The 26,679-nt window shown below is 32.4% G+C and carries 21 protein-coding genes and 3 tRNA genes; 13 read left to right on the plus strand and 11 right to left on the minus strand.

Features of this window, described 5'->3' with window-relative positions; translation table 11 throughout:
* The first annotated feature begins 22 nt into the window (after window positions 1-22).
* Window positions 23-1,312, plus strand: a complete 1,290-nt coding sequence (locus ACFWU4_RS09060; RefSeq protein ID WP_411126999.1) for a tetratricopeptide repeat protein — start codon at window positions 23-25, stop codon at window positions 1,310-1,312.
* Between the two features lie 46 nt (window positions 1,313-1,358).
* On the opposite strand, the gene ACFWU4_RS09065 is transcribed toward ACFWU4_RS09060, so the two are convergent.
* Together ACFWU4_RS09065 and ACFWU4_RS09070 are read right to left on the minus strand one after the other, a co-directional pair.
* The gene (locus ACFWU4_RS09065; protein ID WP_411127001.1) at window positions 1,359-2,108 is read right to left on the minus strand and encodes an NlpC/P60 family protein; all 750 of its coding nucleotides are present in this window, start codon (window positions 2,106-2,108) and stop codon (window positions 1,359-1,361) included.
* A gap of 9 nt (window positions 2,109-2,117) precedes the next feature.
* Window positions 2,118-3,296, minus strand: a complete 1,179-nt coding sequence (locus tag ACFWU4_RS09070; RefSeq protein ID WP_411127003.1) for an acetyl-CoA C-acyltransferase — start codon at window positions 3,294-3,296, stop codon at window positions 2,118-2,120.
* 110 nt (window positions 3,297-3,406) lie between these two features.
* Between ACFWU4_RS09070 and ACFWU4_RS09075 the strand changes: the two genes are divergently transcribed.
* Window positions 3,407-5,458, plus strand: a complete 2,052-nt coding sequence (locus ACFWU4_RS09075) for an HD family phosphohydrolase (protein WP_411127005.1) — start codon at window positions 3,407-3,409, stop codon at window positions 5,456-5,458.
* Between the two features lie 37 nt (window positions 5,459-5,495).
* On the opposite strand, the gene ACFWU4_RS09080 is transcribed toward ACFWU4_RS09075, so the two are convergent.
* The 3 genes from ACFWU4_RS09080 to ACFWU4_RS09090 form a co-directional block, all read right to left on the minus strand.
* Window positions 5,496-5,569: transfer RNA gene (locus tag ACFWU4_RS09080), tRNA-Arg, on the minus strand.
* 15 nt (window positions 5,570-5,584) lie between these two features.
* Window positions 5,585-5,659, minus strand: a tRNA-Pro gene (locus tag ACFWU4_RS09085).
* Window positions 5,660-5,708: 49 nt separating this feature from the next.
* Window positions 5,709-5,797 (minus strand) — tRNA-Ser (locus tag ACFWU4_RS09090).
* Between the two features lie 190 nt (window positions 5,798-5,987).
* On the opposite strand from ACFWU4_RS09090, the gene ACFWU4_RS09095 reads away from it, so the two are divergent.
* From ACFWU4_RS09095 to ACFWU4_RS09120, 6 genes are all read left to right on the plus strand, one after another.
* Window positions 5,988-6,581, plus strand: a complete 594-nt coding sequence (locus ACFWU4_RS09095; RefSeq protein ID WP_411127006.1) for a hypothetical protein — start codon at window positions 5,988-5,990, stop codon at window positions 6,579-6,581.
* 62 nt (window positions 6,582-6,643) lie between these two features.
* Window positions 6,644-7,681, plus strand: a complete 1,038-nt coding sequence (locus ACFWU4_RS09100) for a ligase-associated DNA damage response exonuclease (protein WP_411127008.1) — start codon at window positions 6,644-6,646, stop codon at window positions 7,679-7,681.
* The gene (locus ACFWU4_RS09105) at window positions 7,678-9,267 is read left to right on the plus strand and encodes an ATP-dependent DNA ligase (RefSeq protein ID WP_411127010.1); all 1,590 of its coding nucleotides are present in this window, start codon (window positions 7,678-7,680) and stop codon (window positions 9,265-9,267) included. Before ACFWU4_RS09100 ends, ACFWU4_RS09105 begins: the two co-directional genes overlap by 4 nt.
* A complete protein-coding gene (locus tag ACFWU4_RS09110) occupies window positions 9,264-11,720 on the plus strand; it encodes a ligase-associated DNA damage response DEXH box helicase (RefSeq protein WP_411127012.1) in 2,457 nt (818 codons plus the stop codon). Before ACFWU4_RS09105 ends, ACFWU4_RS09110 begins: the two co-directional genes overlap by 4 nt.
* Window positions 11,720-12,367 (plus strand): ligase-associated DNA damage response endonuclease PdeM, encoded by a 648-nt coding sequence (gene pdeM, locus ACFWU4_RS09115; RefSeq protein WP_411127014.1) that lies wholly within the window; start codon window positions 11,720-11,722, stop codon window positions 12,365-12,367. The genes ACFWU4_RS09110 and pdeM overlap by 1 nt, the downstream gene beginning before the upstream one ends.
* Before the next feature lie 120 nt (window positions 12,368-12,487).
* Entirely contained in the window at window positions 12,488-12,904 is a 417-nt protein-coding gene (locus ACFWU4_RS09120; protein ID WP_411127016.1) for a hypothetical protein, read from the plus strand.
* Here the strand turns inward: ACFWU4_RS09120 and ACFWU4_RS09125 are convergent.
* Genes ACFWU4_RS09125 through ACFWU4_RS09140 form a run of 4 tightly spaced genes read right to left on the minus strand, consistent with a single transcriptional unit; the run spans window position 12,894 to window position 16,340 of the window.
* A complete protein-coding gene (locus tag ACFWU4_RS09125) occupies window positions 12,894-14,069 on the minus strand; it encodes a THUMP-like domain-containing protein (protein ID WP_411127018.1) in 1,176 nt (391 codons plus the stop codon). The two genes, ACFWU4_RS09120 and ACFWU4_RS09125, sit on opposite strands and share 11 nt — an antisense overlap.
* A 7-nt stretch (window positions 14,070-14,076) precedes the next feature.
* Window positions 14,077-15,165 carry an AI-2E family transporter gene (locus tag ACFWU4_RS09130; RefSeq protein WP_411127020.1) on the minus strand — a complete coding sequence of 363 codons (1,089 nt, stop codon included), beginning with the start codon at window positions 15,163-15,165 and terminating at the stop codon, window positions 14,077-14,079.
* 47 nt (window positions 15,166-15,212) lie between these two features.
* Window positions 15,213-15,719: a TrmH family RNA methyltransferase gene (locus tag ACFWU4_RS09135; RefSeq protein ID WP_411127022.1), complete on the minus strand. Its 507-nt coding sequence runs from the start codon at window positions 15,717-15,719 to the stop codon at window positions 15,213-15,215.
* Window positions 15,720-15,722: 3 nt separating this feature from the next.
* Window positions 15,723-16,340, minus strand: a complete 618-nt coding sequence (locus ACFWU4_RS09140) for a DUF4159 domain-containing protein (protein WP_411127249.1) — start codon at window positions 16,338-16,340, stop codon at window positions 15,723-15,725.
* A 79-nt stretch (window positions 16,341-16,419) separates the two neighbouring features.
* On the opposite strand from ACFWU4_RS09140, the gene ACFWU4_RS09145 reads away from it, so the two are divergent.
* The gene (locus ACFWU4_RS09145) at window positions 16,420-17,145 is read left to right on the plus strand and encodes a DUF1223 domain-containing protein (protein ID WP_411127024.1); all 726 of its coding nucleotides are present in this window, start codon (window positions 16,420-16,422) and stop codon (window positions 17,143-17,145) included.
* A gap of 1 nt (window position 17,146) precedes the next feature.
* Here ACFWU4_RS09145 and ACFWU4_RS09150 read toward each other — a convergent pair whose 3' ends face one another.
* Complete coding sequence (locus ACFWU4_RS09150) at window positions 17,147-17,851, minus strand: 16S rRNA (uracil(1498)-N(3))-methyltransferase (protein ID WP_411127026.1); 705 nt, start codon at window positions 17,849-17,851, stop codon at window positions 17,147-17,149.
* A gap of 2 nt (window positions 17,852-17,853) precedes the next feature.
* Window positions 17,854-18,894 (minus strand): tRNA (adenosine(37)-N6)-threonylcarbamoyltransferase complex transferase subunit TsaD, encoded by a 1,041-nt coding sequence (gene tsaD / locus ACFWU4_RS09155; RefSeq protein WP_411127028.1) that lies wholly within the window; start codon window positions 18,892-18,894, stop codon window positions 17,854-17,856.
* A gap of 238 nt (window positions 18,895-19,132) precedes the next feature.
* Here tsaD and ACFWU4_RS09160 point away from each other — a divergent pair, with 238 nt between their 5' ends.
* The 4 genes from ACFWU4_RS09160 (at window position 19,133) to ACFWU4_RS09175 (ending at window position 26,638) form a co-directional block, all read left to right on the plus strand.
* Window positions 19,133-23,542: a translocation/assembly module TamB domain-containing protein gene (locus tag ACFWU4_RS09160; protein WP_411127030.1), complete on the plus strand. Its 4,410-nt coding sequence runs from the start codon at window positions 19,133-19,135 to the stop codon at window positions 23,540-23,542.
* A gap of 136 nt (window positions 23,543-23,678) precedes the next feature.
* Window positions 23,679-24,665, plus strand: coding sequence for a 6-phosphofructokinase (gene pfkA / locus ACFWU4_RS09165; protein WP_411127032.1), 987 nt, complete (start codon window positions 23,679-23,681; stop codon window positions 24,663-24,665).
* A gap of 30 nt (window positions 24,666-24,695) precedes the next feature.
* Window positions 24,696-25,697, plus strand: coding sequence for a type I glyceraldehyde-3-phosphate dehydrogenase (gene gap, locus ACFWU4_RS09170; RefSeq protein WP_411127034.1), 1,002 nt, complete (start codon window positions 24,696-24,698; stop codon window positions 25,695-25,697).
* Window positions 25,698-25,777: 80 nt separating this feature from the next.
* Window positions 25,778-26,638, plus strand: coding sequence for an N-acetylglucosamine kinase (locus ACFWU4_RS09175; protein ID WP_411127036.1), 861 nt, complete (start codon window positions 25,778-25,780; stop codon window positions 26,636-26,638).
* The last annotated feature ends 41 nt before the right edge of the window (window positions 26,639-26,679 follow it).

Here is a 26,679-nt window from a genome sequence, read left to right on the forward strand (position 1 = left end):
ATAACAAATTATTTATTACAAGATGAAAAAATTACTAACATTAGTGTTGCTCTTGGCAATTACATCTATGTCTTTTGCTCAAAAAAATGAAATTAAAGCAATAGAGAAAGCACTTAAAAACGCAAACTTTGCAGATGCTAAAACGGCTGTTTCAGCCGCGAATGCTCTCGAGGGAAATATGGATGATAAAACTAAAGCTAAGTTTTATTTTCTAAAAGCTAAAGCACTTTTTGCAAATGGCAGTGGAAGCGATGATGAAGTTGATGGTGCTATTGAATCTTTAGATAAGTTAACTCAACTAGAAACAAGTATGGGTAAACTTAAATATACGAAAGAGGCAAATGAAATGAAGTCAAATATGTTAAATTCATTTTTAACAAAAGCCAATGATGCCTTTAACAATAAAGATTATAAAGTTGCAGCTAGCCGTTTTGAGAAGGTTTATAAGATGTCACCAAAAGACACCTTGTATATGTATTATGCTGCATCTTCGGCAGTAACTGCTCAGGATTATGATACAGCATTAGATTATTATATTCAATTAAAGAATATGGGTTATACTGGTGTTCAAATGAACTACTATGCTACTAATAAAGAAACTGGTGTAGAAGAAGTGTTTTCAGGTAAAGAAACAAGAGATCTATCTGTTAAAATAGCTAAAACGCATAATAATTCTCAAAATAGAAAAAGTGATTCTAAAATTGGTGAGATTGTAAAAAATATTGCTTTAATTTATGTGTCTCAGGGTAAAAATGAAAAAGCATTAGGTGCAATGGCAGATGCGAGATCCCAAAATCCGGATGATATGGGCTTATTATTGTCAGAGGCTAATGTGCATTTAAAAATGGGTAACAAGGAGAGGTTTAAAATGTTAATGGAGGAGGCCACTACAAAAGATCCAAACAATGGTGAGTTATTATATAATCTAGGTGTATTAGCGGCTGAAGGTGGTGATTCAGAAGAATCAATTAGATATTATAAAAAGGCCATTAAATTAGACCCAAAATATGTTGATGCTTACAATAATTTAGCAGTAGTCATATTAGAAGGTGAAGCTGCGATAGTGGAAGAAATGAATGGTCTTGGAACAAGTTCAGCGGACAATAAAAAATATGATGAACTAAAAGAACAGAGATCACAATTATATAAGGAAGCTATACCTTATTTGCAGAAAGCTTTAGAATTAAGAAGTTCTAATGTTGATGCGGCTAGAACATTAATGAATATTTACAGTGCTTTAGGAGAAACGGATAACTTTAAAGCAATGAGAACAAAAGTTGAAGAAATAGAAGCTTCTGCTGCTGGTAATTAAATCATTAAAATATTCAAAAAAAGCGATCTATATTAGGTCGCTTTTTTTATATGATCTTTTTAATAACCCTGAGTTTATGAGTATGTGTATTTTTTTCGATATTGTAAATTCCACTGTGATCCAATCTGTCAATTCTTACTTTACCATGAGCATGAATTATATAATTATCTTTCATAATAATACCTACATGAGTAATGTGTCCTTCAGTATTATCAAAAAAAGCTAAGTCACCAGGTTCACTTTCCTCAATAAAACTTAAAGCTTCACCTTGCGTCGCTTGTTGCGATGCGTCTCTTAGAAGTTTATAACCATTAAGTTTATAAACCATCTGTGTAAAACCAGAACAGTCTATACCAAAAGGTGTTTTTCCTCCCCATAAATAGGGGGCATTTAAATACAGAAATGCTGTTTCTATAAGTTCTTTCTTGTCACTTTTTTCATTTACTGAATTTCCGTCATACCTGTGGTTTAATAATTTTAAGCCATTTAAGTTAGATCCTAAAGGAATTGGATAAAGACTATTAGAGCTATCAGAGACGAACTCAATAATATCTTTAGACAAGTTCAATGAGGCTTGAGTAAGCAATTTATAATTTGAGTCTTCTATTTTCAAGTACTGTTTGTTGTCAATCCAACCTTCATATTTATCATGTGCAAAACGTATACGACTCCATTTTTTACGTTTCTCTAAAACTTTAAAAAAATCACCATATAATGACTGCGTTACCATTTCACTGGAATCGCTAGGTTCAAATCGTATAGGTACAATACCAAGATTGCAAATGCCGTACTGCATAAAAATAAATTAAGCGCGTTCTAACACCATGGCAGAAGCACCACCACCACCATTGCAAATTGCCGCAGCTCCCAATTTACCATTATTTTGATGCAAAACATTAATTAGCGTTACTAAAATTCTTGCTCCTGAGCATCCAAGAGGATGACCTAAAGATACAGCTCCTCCATTTACATTTACGTTACTATCATTTAGTCCCAAAATCTTCATATTCGCCAAACCTACAACAGAAAACGCTTCATTAAATTCAAAATAATCAATATCACCTAATTCTATATTGGCTTTAGCCAACGCTTTAGGAAGAGCTTTAGCGGGTGCTGTTGTAAACCATTTTGGTTCTTGTGCTGCATCAGCATAACTCTTTATTGTAGCAATAGGAGTTAACCCTAATTCATCAGCTTTTTCTCTACTCATTAAGACCATTGCAGCGGCGCCATCATTTATGGTAGAAGCATTCGCAGCTGTTACGGTACCATCTTTTGTAAACGCAGCACGCAAAGCAGGAATTTTTTCTATTTTTACATTTGTATATTCCTCATCTCTATCTACTACAACATCATCTCCGCGACGTTGTGGCACATTAACAGAAATTACCTCATCGTTAAATTTTCCAGAGTTCCATGCGACAGTTGCTCTTTCATATGATTGAATTGCAAAAGCATCTTGGGCTTCCCTAGTGAACTCATATTCTTTGGCGCAAGCGTCGGCACAAACACCCATTGCATTTTTATCGTAAGCATCAACTAAACCATCTTTCTGCATGCCATCTTCTAAAGTTGCTGGGCCAAATTTTGTTGCACTTCTGGCATGATAATAATGGGGAATTGAACTCATATTCTCCATACCACCTGCGACTATTATTTTAGCATCTCCTAATTGTATAGATTGAGCGGCTTGCATAACGGCTTTCATGCCCGAGGCACATACTTTATTAATAGTTGTGCAAGGAACTGTATCTGGTATACCAGCATAAATAGCTGACTGTCTAGCTGGTGCTTGTCCTGTGCCAGCCTGTACAACGTTACCCATTAATACTTCATCAATTAACTCAGGTTTTAAATTAATCTTATCTAAAGCTCCTTTTATAGCAGTAGCTCCTAATCTTGGAGCTGGCACAGTCGATAAGCTTCCTAGAAAGCTTCCAATTGGTGTTCTAACGGCAGATACTATTACAACGTCCTTATTCATTATAGTGTGTTTAAATATTGATACGAAATTAATCAATTTTTAAGAGATTTGAGAATGTATTAATGATAATAGCCTTGTAAAATTCTAATATTTATTACATTTGATTACGTATGAAAGAATTTCTAAATAAATGGTATAAAAACCATGCTTTAGTATATAAAATATTATTGTTCTTGGTGACAACACTTTTCATTGTCTATCTATTTCCAAAAACAGGAAAATTTAGATATTCATTTGAAAACGGTAAACCTTGGCAATCAGAAATATTATATGCGCCTTTTGATTTTGCTATTAAAAAATCTTTAAGCGAAATAGAGAATGAACAATTAGAGATAGAAAATAATTCTTCTGTTTATTTTAAAATAGATACAAATATAGAAAATGAAGTTCGTTTAGAATATGCTAAGCGATTCAGTCAGGTTTTTAAGGATACACTAGGTATTAACAATGAGAGTGATCTCTTGTTTAAAAAAGGTAAATCTTTTTTAGATCAGATATATTTAAATGGTGTACTAGATTCTGATTATAATTTCTCAGGTAATAGGCAGGTTAATCTTATGGATTTAAATACTATTAGTAAACAAATTCAGTATAGAGATTTATTTGAAATTAATCAGCTAAAACCCTTTCTAGAAGATTTTTTCACAAGTACAATATCTAAAGATAATAAGGCTAAAGTGATATCCTTATTCTTTGATATTGTAAAGTTTAATGTTAGTTTGGATGAGAGTTTAACTCAAAAAACTTTAGAAGAACAACTATCTCAAATTTCAAAAACTAGAGGAAGTATTGAAAAAGGACAATTATTAATTTCAAAAGGGCAAATTGTTGGAGATGAGGAGTACAGTGTATTAGATTCTTTAAAATCTGAATATGAATCACAGATTTGGAATACTGCAAATTACAATTGGGTACTTGTGGCTTATACCTTACTTGTTGCTCTAGCTCTATTAATGTTACTCTTGTTTCTTAGGAAATATCGAATGGAAGTGTTTTTAAATAATACAAAAGTTACGTTTATTTTCTTCAACATCGCTTTGATGATTTTTTTAACCACGTTGATTATTGGTTATAATTCCCAATATATATATGTAGTGCCATTATGTATTTTACCATTGGTTTTAAAGGCATTTTTTGACGCAAGATTAGGTCTTTTTGCACATGTATTAACTGTACTACTGCTTGGTTTTATAGTCCCAAATAGTTACGAGTATATGTTTCTACAAATTATAGCTGGTATTGTAACTATACTTACAGTTTCGGAGTTGTATAAAAGAGCAAATCTTTTCATATCCGTAGGACAAATCACTTTTATTTATATTATTGCTTATTTTGCTTTTTTTGTAATACATGAAGGTCAATTAACAGGAATTAAATGGGAAACTTTTGGTTTGTTTATTCTTTGTGGACTGGCTACGCTTTTTGTCCAGCCTTTAATTTACATATATGAAAAAATATTTGGCTTGGTCTCAGATGTTTCATTATTAGAATTGTCTGATACAAATTCAAAACTTCTAAAAGAGCTGTCTAACAGAGCTCCAGGTACATTTCATCACTCATTGAATGTCGCTAATTTAGCAGAAGCCTCTGCTAATGAGATTGGGGCAAACTCTATGCTTATTAGGGTAGGAGCTCTTTATCACGATATTGGTAAAATGACCAATCCCACTTATTTTACGGAAAATCAGAGTACTGGTATCAACCCACATGATGAATTATCTAGCAGAGAAAGCGCTAAAATTATTATAGGACACACGTTGAATGGAATTGAAATCGCAAAAAAGAATAATCTTCCAGATCGAGTTATTGATTTCATAAGAACCCATCATGGTACAAGTACTGTTTATTATTTTTATATGAAGGAGAAAGCCTTGAATGAAAATGTAAATATTAAGGACTTTATGTATCCAGGACCTAAGCCGTTTAGTAAAGAGACTGCTATATTAATGATGTGTGATAGTGTTGAAGCTGCGTCAAAAAGTTTAAAAGAGCCAACAACCACGAAAATAAATGATTTTGTAGAAAATATAATCAATAAGCAAATGGATGATGGTCAATTCCTTAATGCTGATATTACATTTAAAGAAATACAATCTATTAAGAAAGTTTTAAAGCATAAGTTGGCTAATATTTATCATTTAAGAATAGAGTACCCAGAATAAAACAAAAAAGCCCTACTATTTCTAGTAAGACTTTTTGTGAGCCCGATAGGATTCGAACCTATGACCGCCTCCTTAGAAGGGAGGTGCTCTATCCAGCTGAGCTACGAGCCCGTAACTCTAATTTTGTCGGGGTGGCAGGATTCGAACCTGCGGCCTCCACGTCCCAAACGTGGCGCGATAACCGGGCTACGCTACACCCCGAAAATGATTATCTCAATTATACTGCCAACTAAAGTTGAAGTAAAATTTGCGGAGAGACAGGGATTCGAACCCTGGGTAAGTGTTTCCACCTACGACGATTTAGCAAACCGTTCCTTTCGGCCACTCAGGCACCTCTCCAGTAATTAATGAACGTATTTAATTAAAAATGCGGATGCAAATGTAACTTTTCATATTAAAGAACGCAACAATTTTTTACAGTTTTTTTGTAAATTTTTTAATAAATTCAACAGTCTAGCTAGTGGCTTATATTTTAGAATTTTAGCACTATATTTAGAATTGAGATTCCTAGTTTAAAATTGAAATTTATATGTCAAAATATAAGACGGATAGAGTTTTCACCAATTACATTCATAAGCATTTGGCTGTACCTTTAATTTATGAGCCACTAAACTGGGGTGAAGTTAAATTACGGAAAGATTATGCTAAATATATAGATATGATGGATGGTATCGACTATGTGTTTAGAAATGAAGGCGAGATTATGAGTGTGCAAGAGCGATTTAGAGATGCTCAATATAAAGGTTTTTCAGATTTTACGATTAGATACCGACGAGATAAAAATAAAATAAAAGAAAGGCACAAATCAGAATATTATAAAATGAAAGCGCATTACTTTACTTATGGCATTATAGACAGCTCTAAAACTGATTATCATAATGCTAAAAATTTTATTAAGTATGCGGTTATAGATTTAAAAAAAGTATACGCAAAGTTAGATTCAAACCAAATTTTTATTTCTGATAATAAGCAGAATACATGCAGGATTGTTGATGGTAACCGCATTGAATGTCCCATAAAATACAATAAAGATGGCTCTTCTTCATTTTTTCCCATAGACATTTCTTATCTAGTAAAATTATGGGGAAATGATATGGTTGTTGCTCAAAAGAGGTTTTTATAAGTTAAAATTTAACGTAATTTTACTATATATTTTTCTTCATTTTTAATAGCTTACACCTAGGTATGTCTTTAGAAAATAAGCTAATAAAATTTACTAATAAAGGAATTTATTGTCCGCAAGGCAAATTCTATGTAGACCCTTGGTTTCCTGTAGATTATGCTGTAATATCTCATGGGCATGCAGACCATGCCAGATGGGGAATGAAACATTATTTATGTCATAATGATTCTAAGGCGATACTGAAACATAGAATAGGTAATGATATAATTATTGAAAGTTTAGCTTATGATGAATCACTTTTAATTAATGGCGTAAACGTTAGTTTTTATCCTGCAGGTCATGTTATTGGTTCTGCGCAGATACGATTAGAGTATAAAGGTTATGTTGTTGTTTTTTCTGGTGATTACAAAACTCAATCTGATTTTATAAGCACTCCATATGAACCAGTTAAATGCGACACATTTATTACAGAGAGTACTTTTGGTTTACCCATTTACAAATGGAAATCAGAACAAGAACTTCAAACCGAATTACAAAATTGGGTAAAGACAAATCAAGAAAATAATAGAACATCAGTATTTTTAGGTTATTCTTTAGGCAAAGCACAACGATTAATGTCTTTACTTGATGGCACTGACGACGTATATGTACATCGTGCCATTTATAATTTAAATGAGGCTATAAAAGACTCTGGGATTAAATTACCAGAAACTAAATTATGGTCTACAGAATTGACGAAAAAAGTGCTTCAGAATAGAATAATAATTGCGCCTCCAGCTTTATTAGGTTCTCGCATGTTAAAACGTGTACCTAATGCTGCAGTTGCTAAATGTTCTGGATGGATGCAAATACGCGGTAATCGACGTTGGCAATCTTTAGATGCAGGCTTCGTAGTTAGCGACCATGCCGATTGGGATGGGCTTATTACTGCAGTAAAAGCAACAGAAGCTGAACAGGTTTATGTCACCCATGGCTCTCAAGCCGTATTTTCAAAATATTTAAATGAAATAGGGATCAAAGCAAACGAGTTAAAAACGGAATATGGTGATGAGGCACTGGCAAAAGCTGAAAAGGAATCTGAAAACATAAGTGCAGTGTGAAACAGTTTTCTAAACTTATAGGCGACATAGAGATTACAAATAAAACCAATGCAAAAATTGATGCATTAGTAGGTTATTTTAAAACAGCGCCCGATAAAGATAAACTTTGGCTAATTGCTCTGTTTACAGGAAAACGACCATCTCGACCTATAAAAACCACACTCATGAAGGCATGGTGTATGGAACTAACCAAACTCCCAGAGTGGTTATTTTTAGAAAGCTATAGTACAGTCGGTGATTTAGGAGAAACACTAGCATTGTTACTGCCAAATCCAACCCATCAATTAGATATTAGTTTAGATGAATGGATGTCACAGTTAAAAGCGCTTAAGCCTAAATCTGACGAGACAAAAAAGAGCTTTGTGTTAACTGCTTGGTCGGGTTTAGAACAACAAGAACGCCTTATTTTCAATAAACTTATTGGAGGAAGTTTTAGAATAGGGGTCTCAAAAAAAACCTTAGTCAATGCCTTAGCAAAATTAACAGGTATAGATGCTAATCAGCTGATGCATAGTATTATTGGAAATTGGGATATTAATTCTATAACCTTTGATGAATTAATAAGTGGCGAGCATATTAATTATGATAATTCCAAACCTTACCCTTTTTGTCTGGCATATGCTTTAGAAAAAGAAATAACAAGTTTGGGCAGTGTTGATGATTGGATTGTGGAACAGAAATGGGATGGTATAAGAGGCCAAATCGTAAAACGTAATGATGAAATTTTTATTTGGTCGCGAGGTGAAGAGTTGGTAACACAACAATTCCCTGAGTTAACAGAAGCAATGTCTAACTTTAAAGATGACTTTGTAATTGATGGAGAGATTTTAGCTATTAAAGATAGTGATGTGTTATTATTTAATGATTTACAAAAACGTCTCAATAGAAAAAATGTAACTAAAAAATTACTAGAAGATGTCCCAATCGGTTTTTATGCCTACGATCTTTTAGAGTATAATGGCAATGATATTAGAACTACTTCTTTTGTTGAAAGACGAAAACTTCTAGAAAAACTATTTAATTCAATTGTTTTACCAGAACACTTAAGCTTATCATCTATAGTTTCGTTTAAAGAGTGGGAAGAACTTCACGCTATAAGAAATAAGTCTAGAGCTTTAAATAGTGAAGGCTTAATGTTGAAGCAAAAAGCATCACCATATCATACAGGCAGAAAAAAAGGAGATTGGTGGAAATGGAAGGTAGACCCTTTGACTATCGATGCTGTTATGATTTATGCACAAAAAGGTAGTGGCCGTCGCAGTTCTAAATATACAGATTACACGTTCGCTGTAAAAAAAGATGATGCTTTGGTTACCGTTGCTAAGGCTTACTCTGGTCTAACTGATAAAGAAATAACAGAAATCTCTAAATGGGTTAATAAAAATGCTATCGAAAAGTTCGGTCCTGTACGAACCGTAAAGGCAGAACTTGTATTTGAAATAGCTTTTGAAGGTATTGCCTTAAGTAATAGACATAAATCTGGTGTTGCCTTGCGTTTTCCTAGGATAAAACGTTGGAGAAAAGACAAACCTGTTTCAGAAATTGATACTATTGAAAATGTGAAACTATTAATTACTGCACCTTGAGTAAATTTAACGATAGTATTGGGCTAAATATTATTCATAATTGGATGGCTGAAAAAGGGCAAGCACCTTTTCCGTTTCAAACACAAACATGGCAACGCTATGCCAATGGTTACAGTGGTATGGTTGTAGCACCAACTGGTTTTGGCAAAACATTCTCAGTATTTTTAGCGGTAGTCATAGATTATTTAAATCACACAGAAAAATACCCAAAAGGGTTGAAATTACTATGGATTAGTCCACTTAGATCTTTAGCAAAAGATTTGGCAAAAGCAATGACACAGGCTGTTGACGAAATTGGTTTAGATTGGTCTGTGCAAGTAAGAAATGGCGATACGCCAACCAATGTGCGGAGAAAACAAGAACGTTTAATGCCAGATGTATTATTAACTACGCCAGAAACAATGCATCTTTTGTTCTCAATGAAAAAGAATCAGCGTTTTTTTAAGGGTGTAAAATGTGTTGCGATAGATGAGTGGCATGAGCTATTAGGAAACAAAAGAGGAGTTTTAACAGAATTGGCAATTTCACAATTAAAACAATATTCACCAGAACTTAAAATATGGGGAATTACAGCAACCATAGGTAACTTAGAAGAGGCTAAAGCAGTATTGCTTCCTTATGCTGAATTGAAAATCACACAAATTAAAGCTAAACAAAAAAAGAAAATTGATATTATCTCGGTCTTGCCAAACCAAATCGAAGTGTTACCATGGGCTGGTCATTTAGGTGGCAAAATGGTAGATAAAATCTTACCAATTATAGAGGCAAATACAACGACTTTAATTTTTACAAATACTAGAGGACAAGCAGAACTTTGGTACCAACTCTTGTTAACAGCTAATCCTGAGTTGGCCGGATTATTAGCTATACATCATGGATCTATAAGTAAAGAATTGAGAAATTGGATTGAAGATAACATTGCAAGTGGTTATCTCAAAGCTGTAGTTTGTACATCTTCTTTAGATTTGGGCGTAGATTTTAAACCTGTAGATTGCGTCATTCAAATAGGTTCAGCTAAAGGTATAGCACGTTTTATGCAACGAGCAGGTCGGAGTGGACATTCGCCTTATGAACGTTCTAAAATCTACTTTATACCAACTCATTCACTAGAGTTAGTAGAGGTTTCGGCATTAAAAGAAGCTGTGAAGCAGAATCAAATTGAAACTAGAGATCCTATGGTGTTAACCTACGATGTTTTAGTTCAGTTTATGGTCACTTGTGCTGTTGGGATGGGATTCGATTCAATAAAGCTATTTAAACAAATAAAAGAAACCCATGCTTTTAATTATATAACTGAGGCTGATTGGCATTGGTGTTTGCATTTTATTACTAAGGGAGGAAAGATACTTCACAATTACGAAGAATTTCATAAGGTAGAGTTAGACGAAGAAGATGGTTTGTTTAAAGTAAAAAGTAGACGAATAAGTATGCTTCACCGTATGAATATTGGTGCTATTGTAAGCGAAGTTAATTTAATGGTAAAGTATTTTTCTGGAGGTTATATTGGTATGATTGAAGAGTTTTTTATCACAAAATTAAAACCAGGTGATAGTTTTATTTTAGCTGGTCGTGTACTAGAATTAGTGACCATAAAAGACATGAAAGTTTTAGTGCGACGTAGTAAAGCTAAAAAAGCAGTTTCACCAAGTTGGTTAGGTGGACGATTGCCATTAACCTCTCATTTAAGTCATTTTTTAAGATTAAAATTATCAGATGCGTTAGAACCTGCGCGTTTAGAGAAAGAATTACGTTTTTTAAACCCTCTTATTTCTAGACAAGATCAATATTCGCATATACCAAAGGCTAATGAGTTTCTTATAGAATTGATAAAAACTAAAGACGGTCACCACTTATTTATGTATCCTTTTGAAGGTCGATTAGTCCACGAGGTGTTTTCTGCGTTAATTGCATATCGTATTAGTAAACTAAAACAACTAACATTTACTATTGCCATGAACGATTATGGTTTTGAGCTATTATGTGACCAACCGATACCAATATCAGAAACTAATATTAACGCGTTATTGAGTAAAGAAAACTTAATGGATGATGTTGTGGCAAGTATAAATGCCTCGGAAATGGCATCTCGTAAGTTTAGAGATATTGCTGTAATCGCTGGTTTAGTAGTGCAATCTCAACCTGGTACGCGCAAGAATAATAAAAGTTTACAATCTTCATCAGGATTAATTTTTAGAGTATTAGAAGACTATGAAAAAGACAATTTACTTTTACGACAAGCTTATACTGAAGTTTTTAATCAACAATTAGAAGAAGGGCGACTACAAGCAGCGTTTGAACGTATTTCTAAAAGCAAGATAATTATAAAACATGCTAAGTCATTTACACCGTTAAGTTTCCCGTTAAAGGTAGATAGTTTAAGAGGTACGATGAGTAATGAGAATTTAGACAAACGTATTAAACGCATAAAAGCACAAGCTTTTAAAATTGACTAATGGTAATAGCTGAAGAACATATTATAGTTGAAGGTGAAAATTTAATACTCACTAACTTGCGTGCTATATATTGGCCGAATGAAAATGCAATAGTGTTATCAGACTTGCATATAGGTAAAACAGGTCATTTTAAAAAACATGGTATACCCATTCCAGATGCTATTCTTCAGAAAGATTTAGAACGATTAGAGTTTTTAATTCATCATTATAGAGCTAAAAAAATGTTAGTAGTTGGAGATTTGTTTCACGCGCAGTATAATGAAGACATGGTCACATTTAAAACTTGGTTACTAAAGTTTAAAGGGTTAAAGATTATACTTATTAAGGGAAATCATGACCGTCTATCTAAAAAAATAATGACTGAATTTAATTTTACAACTGAAACAGAATTAGAATTACATCCTTTTTTATTTGTGCATGAGCCTTTAGAAAGTCATAATGATAAGTTTACAATTTCTGGACATATACATCCAGGTATAATTATTAGCGGTAAAGGAAAACAAAAACTTAAATTGCCTTGTTATCACATAAATAGAAATCAAATTATTTTGCCCGCATTTAGCTTATTCACGGGTCTTAATACCCGACAACTTCTATCGGATGCTGTCAGTTATGCTTTTACTGAGTCGTCTATATTTAAATTTTAGATTATGCATTTCGTCGAATATTTATGTCTTTTTATCGGTAAATATAATTTCTTTCTTATGTTTGCTCCCCCAAATTGATTGATCCAGTTTTATAGACTGTTTTGATAAAACTTTAAACCAATGAAAAACCTACTTAGATTAACACACTTGTTGTGCTTTATTTTCTTATTAAATGGTTGTACAGCCGATTCAACCGATAGTGATTTTCTTAACGAATCTCCAGAATCTGAATTAAATCAACCGCCTTGTATTGACGATGATCCTATTACTAGAGTAATTAACAATGGGACAATAGCTTTTGATTTAAAAGTTATTGATGATCAGGGAAATGTTCTAGTCGATATTGTGAGCATACCTCCAAGTACTACTACGTCTTGGGCTAGTTTTGTGCCTGGAGAAATATTATTTTCTATAGATGGAAATGATGCTGCGGCCAGTGATGAAAAAGTTGTTCTTCAAATGAATACGTGTATGGCTTATGAAATAGAGATTGATAGCAATAATGAAGTTGTGTCTTACACGCCAACTACGCTTTAATACACCGAATAATTATTTTTGAGTTATTAAGGTCAGTTGTAAAAAAGAGATAAGTTTCTCCACCATCTTTTATTTTTAGTTTTTTTCTAATATCACCTACAGATAGCGGAAAATTGCGAGTTGTAACATTAGCCTTAGATATTTTTTCTTTGGAAAATAATTTTTTATTAAAAGGAATAACTTTCTCTATCTTAAAGGATCTACCGGGAAATTCTTTTATATTTTGAGATGTGTACAGATGCGAATGCTTATGAATTTTAGGCATTTCTAAAATTGAACTTACACTATTAAATGCACCAGACTTCAAAATAGCTGAGTTAGGTTCGTAAAGATAAATTAGAGGTTCACTATATTTTGCGACAACATGAGACTCGGTATCTAATAAAAATTCAAACTTTTGAGTTCTATTTCCGACAATATTGATGGTTTTTACATTAACTCTATCCGAGTAGCTTCTTTCTAAGATCCAAAGTAATTCTTTTACTTCATTGTTTACCGCAATAATTTCTATACTCTTTACAAATTTTAAATCTATCAGCGTAGCAGTAATATCTAGTAATGGCGACGTCTTTATCATCACATTCTTAGAGTACTTTAAAAACAAGTTTTGAAATTTTTTTACATTTGGTGTACAATCCGATAATAGAAAGACTTTATTTTTGCTCTGATCTCGTCTAGAGGGATCAATATATATCCAATCAAAGGGTTTGTCGATACGTTTTAGTGCGTTAATGCCGCTTTCATTTAAACATTCAATATTAGTATCAAGGGCTTTGTAGTTGTGTTTTACGATTTTAGAAAGTTCTGAATTTATTTCGCAGTGTATAACGTAGTCAATAGTTTTTGAAAAATAGAATGCGTCAATACCAAAGCCACCTGTAAGGTCAATTAGAGAATTTCCTGATACTAAATTAGCTTTATAAGCTGCTGAAATTTCAGAAGAGGTTTGTTCAATATTTAATTTGTTTGGGTAGTAGATATTTGCGGTAGCATACCAAGTTGGTAATTTCTTTTCGCAACGGATTTTAGCTTCAATTTGTTCAATGATATCTTTTGAGTCCGTACCTTCAAAATCAATACCTTTTAGCAATAAGCTTGCAATATCTGATTTTAAATTAGAATCAATAAAATCTTGAATTTCAGTATTTAGAATATTGGAATTCAAAACAAAATTACAAGCCTTTGGTTAGTTTACTTACAACTTTGTACTCTGATAAAAATTCTTTTAAAATCACTTTAATAGCCGTGTAAGCAGGTACGGCTACAATCATGCCTACAATACCAAATAAGATGCCTGAAATAATGATAATTAAAAAGATTTCTAATGGATGTGATTTTACACTTTTAGAAAATATATAAGGCTGACTGAAGAAGTTATCTACTAATTGAGCAATAACAAAGCCAATCATTACATAACTTGTTTTAGGTAAAATGACATCACTAAAACTCTCACCTAAATTGCTGGACATGCTCAGCAATAACATTAAAAACCCACTTACTAGAGGACCAACATACGGTACAAGGTTGAGTAAAGCGCACAAGAAAGCAATAACTACAGCGTTCTCAATACCAAATATGAGTAATACTATGGTGTAAATAATAAATAAAATAAGAATCTGAAAAATAAGACCGACAAAGTAACGTGATAGTAAATCTTTAATTTTAGTGAAAGAACGCTTAGAACGCGTTTCATTGCCATCTGGCACAAATGTCATAATTCCGTCTTCAAACAATTTACTGTCTTTTAAAAAGAAAAATGAAATAAATAAGACAGAAAATAACCCAATACTAAAACTACCTAATCCACTTACTAAACCGTTAAAAAAGTTAGGAATTAGAGAAAAATCTAAATTAGATAGCAAGTTTGAATCTTTTATGGATTGTTCTACATCGATATTATTAAATTCAAAATAAGTAATAATTTGGTCGTATAAACTTTCAATATTACCTTCTAAATCTTGTATGTTTAATAATGATAATTTTTGCCCTTGATCTGCAATAAGAGGAATAAACATGCCTACTAAACCAGCTAATAATCCAATAAATAGAATCATAGTTACAACAACAGCTACAGTATTATTAAACTTAAGCTTACGTCTTAAAAATAAAACTATTGGTCTTCCTATTAAAGAAATAACAGCAGCGATAGCAATATACACTATGACAGACTGAATTTTATAAAGAAAAAACAATATTAAGCAAATAGCTCCAAGTATACCTAAGGCTCTTAAAATACCGTTTGCTATGTTTTTTGAGTTCATTACTTGTGTTTTTTCAAAGATGCTGAAATAAAGTCAGCACCACAAATTTACGAGTTTAGTTGTTTTGTTAATTCAAATAAAGTAATACTAGTGGCTTGTACCACATTCATACTACTATTATTACCATACATATTTATATGCACTGTAGCGTCCACCTGTTCCAAAATAGATTCGGACACACCGAAACTTTCATGACCTAGAATTAAGGCAATTGGCTTTTCTGTATTTAATTTAAAACTATTTAATTCTTGGCTAATTTTGGTTATTTCTAAAGCAATTAAAAAGTGATTACTCTCTTTCAGATCATGTATAACCGCTTCAGTATTTTCTTCAATACGATGTTTCAAATAGTTTTCAGTTGAACGCGATGTTTTTTTCATGCGCTTTCCTAAAGAAATATTCTTACCACAAAAAATGAGTTCTTCAATACCAAAAGCGTCTGCTATTCTAAAAAGACTTCCTATGTTTGGAGCATTAGTTATACCATCACAAACTAAAGTAATAGGATTTTTTTTCTTTCTGAACGAAGAATTATAATGAGTAAGTTGATTCAAATCTTAATTCTCAAAAGCGTATTTAATAATATTAGCTCCCATTTTTAGTGCTTTTTCTCTAACGTCCTCAGGGTCGTTATGTACCTCCTTATCTTCCCAACCATCACCTAAATCACTTTCAAATGTGAATAACAGAACTAATCTACTTTCATGAAAAATTCCGAGAGCTTTTGGCGCTTTACCATCATGTTCATGGATTTTAGGGAGCCCATTAGGAAAACTGAAAGCTGAATTAAAAATAGGATGATCTTTTGGAATTTCTAATAAATCAGTGTTTGGAAACACTTTTTTTAGCTCTTTGGTTATATACGGCTCCATGCCGTAATTATCATCTATATGAAGAAATCCACCCGAAATTAAATAGTTTCTGAGGTTTACGGCATCATCTTCACTAAAAAAAACATTGCCATGACCTGTCATGTGTAGTAAAGGAAATTGAAAAATATCAATACTGCCAGTTTCAACCGTTTGTATATTTTCATTAATATTAGTGTCAATATTATCATTACAATATTTAACCAAATTTGGAAGTGCAGTTGGGTTGCTATACCAATCACCACCACCTTGATATTTTAATACTGCAACATCTTGTGCAAAGCTTTTTAGAGGTGTTAAACTCATCACAATTACAAAAGCTACTGTAAGACCTATTGTTTTTTTCGACCTAATTAACATAATTCAAATTTAAAAAAGAATTACCATGAAGTCTACTATGTTAACATTATTTATTATGCCATTATTGTTTACTACTTCCCTAAATGAAGAATATACTAAATACGAAAACACAGTTGTTTTAGAATTGTTTACATCTCAAGGTTGCTCTAGTTGCCCACCAGCCGATAAAATTTTGAACGAAGTAAAAGAAGAAAATGTAATTGCCTTGTCATATCATGTTGACTATTGGAATTATATAGGTTGGAATGATCCTTTCAGCAAAGTTTCATACAGCAACAAACAAAGACGTTATGCTACTAAATTTGGTAGCAGTTCAATTTATACTCCTCAGCTTGTTATTAATGGGAAAGAACATATTGTTGGTTCTAAAAGAGCTCTTGTTAGAGATAAGATAAAGGAATATTCAAAAGACAAATCGCAAAGCAAAATCTCTATTTCTAATTTATTGAAGTCTGAGTCTTTAATAAATTTTGATTATAAATATACAGGTGAACTTAAAGATAAAATTATACGTGCTATTCTAATTATTAATAAAAGAACTACTACTGTAAAACGTGGCGAAAATAAAGATAGAATACTTGTTAATTCTAATATTGTTGTAAACGAACAACAGTTTGATTTAATTAAAAACTATGGGAAAGGTTCTATTTCAATTCCTAATCTAGTAAATGCTGTAGATAATTTATCTTTAGTTCTAATTATTGAGGATAAAGCGCTAAATATAGAATCAGCAACGTTAAAAGCTATTTAAATTATTCATGCATTAATGCTACAGAATGACAAGCCACAATAGCTGCTGTTTCCGTTCTTAATCTAGTTTCTCCTAACATTACGGGTTTAAAATTTTGCTCTAATGCAGTTTCGATTTCTTGTGCACTAAAATCACCTTCAGGACCGATAAGGATTAAACAATCGTTATTGCTTTTTAATTCAGATTTTAAGGATTGTCTATCTGTGTCTTCACAGTGGGCAATATATTTCTGTACATTAACACCTTGCGTTACAAAATCTTTAAAAGTCATCAGAGCATTCAATTTTGGTAAATAACATTGCAAGGATTGCTTCATTGCAGACTGAATTATTTTCTCAAAACGTTCTAGCTTTACAACTTTTCGTTCACTGTTGTCACATATAATGGGTGTAATTTCTTCGATACCAATTTCAGTCGCTTTTTCTAAAAACCACTCGTAGCGATCATTCATTTTAGTAGGTGCCACAGCCAAGTGTAGCTTAAATTCTCTCTTAGTTTGTAATTGTTGAGACTTAATTTTTACGGTACAATGTTTTTGTTCTACTAAAGTTAATTCAGCTTCAAAGAGCCAACCTCTGCCATTTGTAATATGCAATGTATCTCCAATTTTTTTGCGTAGTACTTTTACGATATGTCGGCTTTCATCTTTATCAAAATTGAAAGTAGAATCATTTTCTGAAATATTTGGGTTGTAGAATAATTGCATAATTATATTTTAAGGCGTGCACTTGCCATTACATCAAAACCCGAAAAATCTTTTTCTAAATACTTTAAATAACCAACAATGGCAATCATTGCTGCATTGTCAGTGGTGTACTCAAATTTTGGAATGTAGCTTGTCCAGCCTTGTTTTTGTTCTGCATTTTTCAAAGCATTTCTAATACCTGAGTTAGCGGAAACTCCACCACCAATTGCAATATGTTTAATTCCGGTTTGCTTTACTGCAAGCTTTAATTTATCCATTAAAATGCCGATAATAGTATATTGAATGGATGCACAAATATCATTCAAATTTTCTTCTATAAAATTAGGATTAGCTTTTACCTCGCGCTGAACAAAACGTAGAATGTTAGTTTTTAAGCCCGAAAAGCTGAAGTTAAGACCCTCAACTCTTGGTTTAGTAAATTGGTAAGCCTTTGGGTTGCCAAGCTGCGCGCGTCTGTCAATTTCTGGTCCTGCAGGATAGCCAAGTCCTAATACTTTTCCACTTTTATCATAAGCTTCACCAACGGCATCATCGATAGTTTCTCCAATTACTTCCATTTCAAAATGATTAGCAACCTTTACAATCTGTGTATGACCGCCAGAAATTGTCATGGCCAAAAATGGAAAAGGTGGTTTTACATGTTCTTCTTCAGTAATAAAATGAGCCAGAATATGAGCTTGCATATGGTTAACATCAATCAATGGAATATCTAGACCATAGGCTAATGATTTTGCAAATGAAGTACCAACTAATAAGGAACCCATTAAACCAGGTCCACGTGTAAATGCTATTGCACTTAATTGGTCTTTAGAAATGTTAGCTTTTTCTAGTGCTTGATGCACTACAGGAACTATATTTTGCTGATGCGCACGAGATGCTAATTCTGGGACTACACCACCATATTCTGCATGTATTTTTTGGTCAGCCACAACATTACTTAAAATGCGGTCGTTACAGAGTATAGCAGCTGAAGTATCATCGCAAGACGATTCAATACCAAGTATGTAAATATTTTTAGCTTTCACAGGTTTAATGTTTTGCATTTAGCTGTATTTTTATACCTCAAATAGTGCTAAATATTAACAATTTTGTGTTAAATGCCCATTATAGGCTTCTATAGTCGCTATTTGGCACAATAAATGTTAATTTTACTGCATATAGTCTAACTGCAATATTTATAACGTACAGTAATAGCAAAGGTAGTGAAGATTTCATCAATTCTTAAGCATAAATTCTATCAAACGAGTACTCAAAATAATAGGTAAAATAGCAGGCATAATTTTGCTATTGTTTCTTATTGTGTTTTTAATTCTGGGTATTCCTGCTGTACAGACTGAACTCGGGAAGTATGCTACTAAAAGAGTAAATAAAGATTTTAAAACTGATATAAATATCGGTAAAGTTGGTCTACAACTAAATGGGGACATAGAACTCAAGGAAATTTTAATTCGAGATTATAAAAAGGATACACTTATAAGTATCGGTGAAATTAACAGTTCTATAATTAGCTTTAAAAACCTGTATAACAGTAAACTTAATTTTGGTGATATCGATATTCAGAATTTAGTATTTAATCTAAAAACATATGAAGGTGAAGAGGATACTAATTTAGATGTTTTTGTGGAAAAATTTGATGATGATAATCCGAGAGTAGGTCCGAGTGAATTTTTGTTTTCATCTAGTGATGTCTCTATTGAGAATGGTATCTTTAGATTAATTGATGAAAACCTAGAAACTCCTAAAGTATTTGAGTTTACGGAGTTAAATGCTAATACAACCAACTTTCTAATAAATGGCCCAGAAGTTAGTTCGAGAATAAATAAATTCAACTTTATAGACAGTAGAGGTATAGCAGTTAAAAATTTAATGGCAAATTTTAAATATACCTTAGACCATATGGACTTTGGTGATTTAAATATAAAAACCGATAAGTCAGAGTTAAAAGGGGATTTACGTTTTGATTATAAGCGTGAAGACTTAAAATACTTCACAGATAAGGTAAATGTAACCGCTAGTTTTAAAGACTCAAAAGTATCATTAACAGAATTAAATGTCTTTTTTGATGAGTTTGGAGTTGACCAACGCGCTAGTTTAAATGCGGACTTATCTGGTACACTTAATAATTTGGTTGCTAAGAACCTAAATGTAAGTACGACGCGAAATACAAGAATAATAGGTGATATTACTTTTAAGAATCTTTTTAGTAATGAAGAGGATAGTTTTGCTCTCGAAGGTAAATTTCAGAATTTGGCGTCTAACTACAATGACTTAACCGCCTTATTACCGCAGATACTCGGTAATTCAATACCAACAGTGCTATCAAAAGTTGGAAATTTTAAGATAAATGGTACTTCATATATAACTGCAAAACGCATTAACGCTAATATAAGAATAGATACAGATTTAGGGCTTGTAAAATCAGATTTAAATCTAACAGAAATAGACGATATAGATAATGCAAATTATATTGGTAATATTATTTTTGATGAGTTTGATTTAGGAGTTCTACTTAATGATCCCAAGGTAAAATTTGTTTCTGCAAATGTAGATGTTGATGGAAAAGGCTTTACGCTAGATAATTTAAGAACAGATATACAAGGTGATGTATTTAGTCTAGAATATAACGATTATACCTATACAGCAATTAATGTTTCTGGAGATTTGGGTAATAAAATTTTTAATGGAAATTTAAAAGCAGATGATCCTAATCTCAAATTAGACTTTAATGGTTTGGCAGATTTTTCTCAAGATAGAAAGAAGCTAGATTTTAAAGCAAATGTTGGTTATGCTAACTTGAAGGTATTAAACTTTGTAGATAGAGATAGTATATCAGAGTTTAAGGGATTAGTAAGTATGACAGCCTCTGGCTCTAGTTACGATAATGCAGTTGGTGCCATTAACATTAAAAACACGACCTACAAGAATCAAGATAGCAGATATAATTTTCAGGATTTTGATATTGTGTCTTCATTTGAAGGTAGAGAACGTACTATAAATATTAACTCTCCCGATATTATAAATGGTAAAATTAAAGGGCAATTTAAGACAAAAGAGATATTAAAATTAGTAGAAAATTCTGTTGGAAGTATTTACACCAACTATGTACCTAATGAAGTTGAAACAGGACAGTATTTAGATTTTAGATTTAATATTTATTCTAAAATTGCAGCCGTATTTTTTAAGGACCTTACTTTAGGAAAAAATACATTTATTGAAGGTAGGATAGAAACGGATGAGCGCGGATTTGATTTAACCTTTAATTCACCAGAAATTAAATTTCAAGACTATTTTGCTAATGATATAAATATTACAGTTGATAACAGTAATCCTTTATTTAATACATTTATTGAAATAGATAGCCTAAGTGCAGGAGTTTATAATGCTTCTGATTTCAGTCTAATTAATGTAACAAAACGAGACACTTTACTTATTAAATCTGAATTTAAAGGTGGAAAAAATAACAAAGATGTTTTTAATCTTAATTTGTTTTATACCATTGATGAGGCTAATAAATCTATCGTAGGTTTTAGAAAATCTGATATTCAATTTAAAGGTTATGAATGGCTAATTAATTCAGAAAAAAACAGATTCAATAAAGTCCGTTTCGACCGAGGATTTAATGAGTTTGATATTTTTCCAATTACAATTAATCAGGGCAACGAAAAAATAGAACTCTCAGGAATTATAAGTGATAAAGAAAATAAAAATTTAAGAGTTGATTTTAGAGATGTACAATTAGTAAAGATTACTCCTCGTATTGATAGTTTAGCGCTAAAGGGTATTGTTAATGGCAAAGTAGATATCAATCAAACTAATGGCACTTATTTACCAAAATCTGATGTCGAGATAAGTAACTTTTTTGTTAATGATTACGACTTGGGCAATTTAACCGCAATTGTAGAAGGTAATAACTCACTTACAGATTATAAAGTCGACGTGTCCTTAATTAATGATAACCTTACATCCTTAAAAGCAAAAGGTACGATCGATGTTGCTGAAAGAAATCCTAAAATTAATTTAGATGTCAGTTTTGATGAGTTTTTATTAGACCCTCTTAATCCTTTAGGGGAAGGAGTTATAAGTAATATTAGAGGTTTAGTATCTGGTAACGCTAAAGTAACAGGTAGTCTAAATAAGCCAAGTATAGACGGCGAGCTATTACTAGATAGGGCAGGATTATCAATACCTTACCTTAATGTCGATTATGGTTTTGACTTTGATTCTAAAGTGACACTTAAAAATCAAAGATTTGTATTTAATGATGTAACCATGACAGACTCTGAGTATTTCTCTCAAGGTCAGCTTAATGGTTATATAGAGCATAATAATTTTTCAGACTGGAAGTTAGGCTTGGATTTAACAACAGACCGCTTATTGGTTTTAAATACAGACGAATCTGAAGATGAATTATATTACGGAACAGGTTTTGTTACAGGTAGTGCTAAAATAAAAGGTCCAACAGATCAATTAATTATAGATGTAGATGGTAGTACAGCTTCTGGTACGGTTTTTAATATTCCCTTAAATGATTCTGAAAGTTTTGGAGACAATTCATTTATTCATTTTTTGAGCCCAGAAGAAAAGTTAGCCAGAGTTAATGGAGAAATTATTGACAATATAGAAATTAAAGGATTAGAGTTAAATTTCGATTTGAATGTTAATCAAAACGCGGTTATCGAAATTGTTATAGATAAAGAATCTGGCAGCACTATAAAAGGCCGAGGCGAAGGTAACTTGGTATTTTTAATTAACACCAACGGTAAATTTAATATGTGGGGAGATTTCGCAGTTTTTGAAGGTGCATATAATTTTAGATATCGAGGTATTGTAGAAAAGAAATTTATTGTTGATAGAGGTGGTAGTATCGTTTGGGAAGGCGACCCTTTAAAAGCTGAGATTGATATAAAAGCAGTTTATCAAGGTTCTGCAAATCCATCGGTATTATTAGATAATCCTATAAGTCAATCCATCCCAGTAGAAGTAGAGATTCATTTAACAGGACAATTAGAGCAACCAGACCCTCAATTCGACTTCAGATTTCCTTCAGTAACCTCTACAGTAAAATCAGAGCTAGATTACAGATTGTCGTCAAAGGATGAACGCGATAACCAAGCCCTGATTTTTTTGGCCACAGGGAGTTTTGCTAGTGGTGTTAGTGATGTAAATTTTTCAGGTACTATTGCTGAACGTCTTAGTGGTATCGTTAATAATTTATTAGGCGGTGATAATGAGAACTTAAGTTTAAGCTTAGATTTAGAAATCGGTCAAGACACACCAGAGTTACAAACTAATAGTCGCGTTGGTGTAGTGCTTCAAACTAAAATATCAGATAAAATATTAGTCAATGGAAAGGTTGGTGTTCCTTTTGGCAGCGCTGCTCAGACAACAATAACTGGCGATGTTCAAATAGATTGGCTCCTAAACGAAGATGGTACTTTACGCGCGAAGGTTTTTAATAGAGAAAATAATATTAGAAATTTTGGTGAGGAGATAGGTTATACACAAGGAGTTGGTATATCGTACAATGTAGAGTTTGATAATTTTAAAGAGTTACTCGATATTATCTTTTCTGGAAAAAACAGAAAAGATAAAAAGACTAAAAAAGAAGCTTCTAAAAAGAAGGAGAATGAAGATGATTTTATGCCAGAATTTATGTCTATGAAGAAAAAAAAGACAAAATCTAAGCCTTAACTACAGCCTATTTTTCATTTTTATTGAAATACTTGTTAACGAAAACGTTTGAATTTGTTTTCGTTAATTTTTTTATGACTTTAGTAACTTTATTATCTCTTTTGTTTAGTAATTTTAACAAAATTCTTTTTAACAAATGTCAGATACAATCAAAAAAATTGGTGTTTTTACTTCAGGAGGTGATTCTCCGGGTATGAATGCAGCCGTCAGATCTGTAGTTAGAGCATGTGCATATCATCAGATAGAATGTATAGGAATATATAGAGGTTATGAAGGTATGATTGATGGAGACTTTATTGAAATGGACGCTCGTAGTGTAAAGGGCATTATTAATAAAGGTGGTACAGTTCTAAAAACAGCAAGATCTAAAGCCTTTAGAACTAAGGAAGGAAGAGCAAAAGCTCATGAGCAGCTAGTTAAAGCTGGTATTAATGCTTTAGTAGTTATAGGTGGTGATGGCAGTTTTACTGGAGCTATGATTTTTAACCAAGAGTATAATTTCCCTGTAATGGGTATTCCTGGTACAATAGATAATGATATTTACGGAACAACTCACACCTTAGGGTATGATACAGCTTTAAATACAGTTGTTGAGGTAATAGATAAAATAAGGGATACTGCCAGTTCCCATAACCGCTTATTTTTTGTAGAGGTCATGGGTCGTGATGTTGGACATATAGCTTTAAACGTAGGTATTGGAGCTGGTGCAGAAGAAATTTTAATACCAGAAGAAGATTTAGGATTAGATAGGTTATTAGAATCATTACGACGAAGTAAACAGTCTGGTAAATCATCTAGTATTGTTGTTGTAGCTGAAGGTGATAAAATTGGGAAAAGCGTATTCGAACTTAAAGATTATGTCGAAGAGAATATGTCAGAATATGAAGTAAGAGTATCTGTTTTAGGGCATTTACAACGCGGTGGTGCGCCATCTTGCTTTGATCGTGTTTTAGCAAGTAGAATGGGGGTAAAAGCAGTAGAAAGTTTAATCGCAGGCGATAGCAATTATATGGTCGGTCTAAAGAATGATATCATTCAGGTTACGCCTTTTGATCAAGCGGTAAAAGGAAAATCAAAAGTTAATATGGAACTTCTTAGAGTTTCAGATATAATGTCAGTTTAATAATAAACGAAAAATTAATTAATAGTAGATATGTCAGATTTAAAATTAGGAATCAATGGATTCGGTAGAATAGGAAGAATAGTTTTTAGAGCAACAGTAAAACGCAGTGATGTAGATGTTGTAGCTATAAACGACCTATTAGATGTTAATCATTTAGCATACCTTTTAAAGTATGATTCTGTTCACGGAAGATTCGATGGTACTGTAGAGGTTAAAGACGGTCACTTAGTGGTAGATGGAAAAACAATTAGAGTTACTGCAGAAAGAGATCCAAAGAATTTAAAATGGGATGAGGCAGGAGCTGATGTTGTTGCAGAATGTACAGGTATTTTCACGACTTTAGAAACTGCACAATATCATATTGATGGTGGAGCTAAAAAAGTAGTGATTTCTGCACCAAGTAAAGATGCACCAATGTTTGTGATGGGAGTTAATGATGATAAAGTAACATCTAGTCACACAATTGTATCTAATGCATCGTGTACTACAAATTGTTTAGCACCTTTAGCAAAAGTAATTGAAGATAATTTCGGTATTGAAGAAGCGTTAATGACAACAATACATGCTGCAACGTCTACCCAATTTACAGTAGACGCACCATCAAGAAAAAATTACAGGTTAGGTCGTAGTGCTATCAATAATATTATACCAACATCAACTGGTGCTGCAAAGGCAGTTGGTAAAGTGATTCCAGAATTAGACGGAAAATTAACAGGTATGGCTTTTAGAGTACCTACTGTAGATGTTTCTGTAGTAGATTTGACTGTAAAAACAAAAAAAGCAACTTCATTAGAGGCTATAAAAGAAGCAGTTAAGAAAGCTGCTGATGGTTCCATGAAAGGGGTAATGGGTTATACAGAGGATGCTGTGGTATCACAAGATTTTGTTAGTGAGGTACAGACAAGTGTTTTTGATGCTGATTCTGCAATAGAATTAAACTCAACATTTTTTAAATTAGTATCTTGGTACGATAATGAGTTTGGTTATTCTAACAAACTTGTTGACTTAGCACAAAAGGTAAACGATCTTTAATAGAATAATTTGTATTATTAAATTCCGTAGAGTAATGAAAATTTCATTTCTACGGAATTTTTAATAGATATTTCAATACTATGATTTTAATAACAGATGGAGGTTCAACAAAATGCGACTGGATTGCTATTAATAATAATGGCGAAAAAGCAGCAGAAAAAATTAGAACAAAGGGTCTAAACCCAGCGATAATAGAAGAGAAAAAACTAAGGAAAATTGTTAGAAAAAGTCAAGAGTTAATGGCTTTAGCTAATGATGTTACTCATGTTTTTTTCTATGGAGCTGGTTGCGGAACTGACAAACCACGTCTTGCATTAAAAACTGTATTAGAAGCTTACTTTCCAAAGGCTCTTGTAGAGGTTAAAGAGGATACGTATGCAGCAGTAAGAGCATGCGTAAATAATAAAGATGAAGCTGCAGTTGTGTGTATTCTAGGTACAGGCTCTAATTGTAGTTATTACGATGGTACAACCTTGCATCAAAAAGTATCTAGCTTAGGTTACACTTTAATGGACGATGCAAGTGGCAACTATTTTGGCAAACAGCTAATTAGAGATTATTATTTTAAAAAGATGCCTGACACCATTAGATTAGCATTTGAACATAAGCATAATTTAGAAGCAGATTTTATTAAGTATAATATTTATAAACAAGGAAATCCGAGTGCGTATCTTGCTGATCATGCCGAATTTATGTTTTTGAATAAGGATTCTGATTATGTAAAAAATCTAATTATGAAAGGAATTAGGCTTTTTACAGAGAATATGATACTTCAATTTAAAGAAGAAATAAAAACATGCCCAGTGCATTTTGCTGGTTCAATAGCTTATTTCGCAAAAGCAGAAATTATAGAAGTTGCTAAAGATTACGGTTTTAAGGTCGGTAACTTTGTAAGAAGACCTATAGATGGCTTGGTAAGTTACCATGCCAACGATTTATAGATTAAGATTATAATTAGATCTATTTTAAAATAAGTTCATTT

Source organism: Winogradskyella sp. PE311 (assembly GCF_046545555.1).
In the GTDB taxonomy this organism is placed as follows: domain Bacteria; phylum Bacteroidota; class Bacteroidia; order Flavobacteriales; family Flavobacteriaceae; genus Winogradskyella.

Excerpts from the sequence above, each read along its gene's own strand:
- ACFWU4_RS09060 (WP_411126999.1), top strand. The coding sequence starts at position 23 with ATGAAAAAATTACTAACATTAGTGTTGCTCTTGGCAATTACATCTATG.
- ACFWU4_RS09065 (WP_411127001.1), bottom strand. The coding sequence starts at position 2,108 with ATGCAGTACGGCATTTGCAATCTTGGTATTGTACCTATACGATTTGAA.
- ACFWU4_RS09070 (WP_411127003.1), bottom strand. The coding sequence starts at position 3,296 with ATGAATAAGGACGTTGTAATAGTATCTGCCGTTAGAACACCAATTGGA.
- ACFWU4_RS09075 (WP_411127005.1), top strand. The coding sequence starts at position 3,407 with ATGAAAGAATTTCTAAATAAATGGTATAAAAACCATGCTTTAGTATAT.
- ACFWU4_RS09095 (WP_411127006.1), top strand. The coding sequence starts at position 5,988 with ATGTCAAAATATAAGACGGATAGAGTTTTCACCAATTACATTCATAAG.
- ACFWU4_RS09100 (WP_411127008.1), top strand. The coding sequence starts at position 6,644 with ATGTCTTTAGAAAATAAGCTAATAAAATTTACTAATAAAGGAATTTAT.
- pdeM (WP_411127014.1), top strand. The coding sequence starts at position 11,720 with ATGGTAATAGCTGAAGAACATATTATAGTTGAAGGTGAAAATTTAATA.
- ACFWU4_RS09120 (WP_411127016.1), top strand. The coding sequence starts at position 12,488 with ATGAAAAACCTACTTAGATTAACACACTTGTTGTGCTTTATTTTCTTA.
- ACFWU4_RS09130 (WP_411127020.1), bottom strand. The coding sequence starts at position 15,165 with ATGAACTCAAAAAACATAGCAAACGGTATTTTAAGAGCCTTAGGTATA.
- ACFWU4_RS09140 (WP_411127249.1), bottom strand. The coding sequence starts at position 16,340 with ATGAGTTTAACACCTCTAAAAAGCTTTGCACAAGATGTTGCAGTATTA.
- ACFWU4_RS09145 (WP_411127024.1), top strand. The coding sequence starts at position 16,420 with ATGAAGTCTACTATGTTAACATTATTTATTATGCCATTATTGTTTACT.
- ACFWU4_RS09150 (WP_411127026.1), bottom strand. The coding sequence starts at position 17,851 with ATGCAATTATTCTACAACCCAAATATTTCAGAAAATGATTCTACTTTC.
- tsaD (WP_411127028.1), bottom strand. The coding sequence starts at position 18,894 with ATGCAAAACATTAAACCTGTGAAAGCTAAAAATATTTACATACTTGGT.
- pfkA (WP_411127032.1), top strand. The coding sequence starts at position 23,679 with ATGTCAGATACAATCAAAAAAATTGGTGTTTTTACTTCAGGAGGTGAT.
- gap (WP_411127034.1), top strand. The coding sequence starts at position 24,696 with ATGTCAGATTTAAAATTAGGAATCAATGGATTCGGTAGAATAGGAAGA.
- ACFWU4_RS09175 (WP_411127036.1), top strand. The coding sequence starts at position 25,778 with ATGATTTTAATAACAGATGGAGGTTCAACAAAATGCGACTGGATTGCT.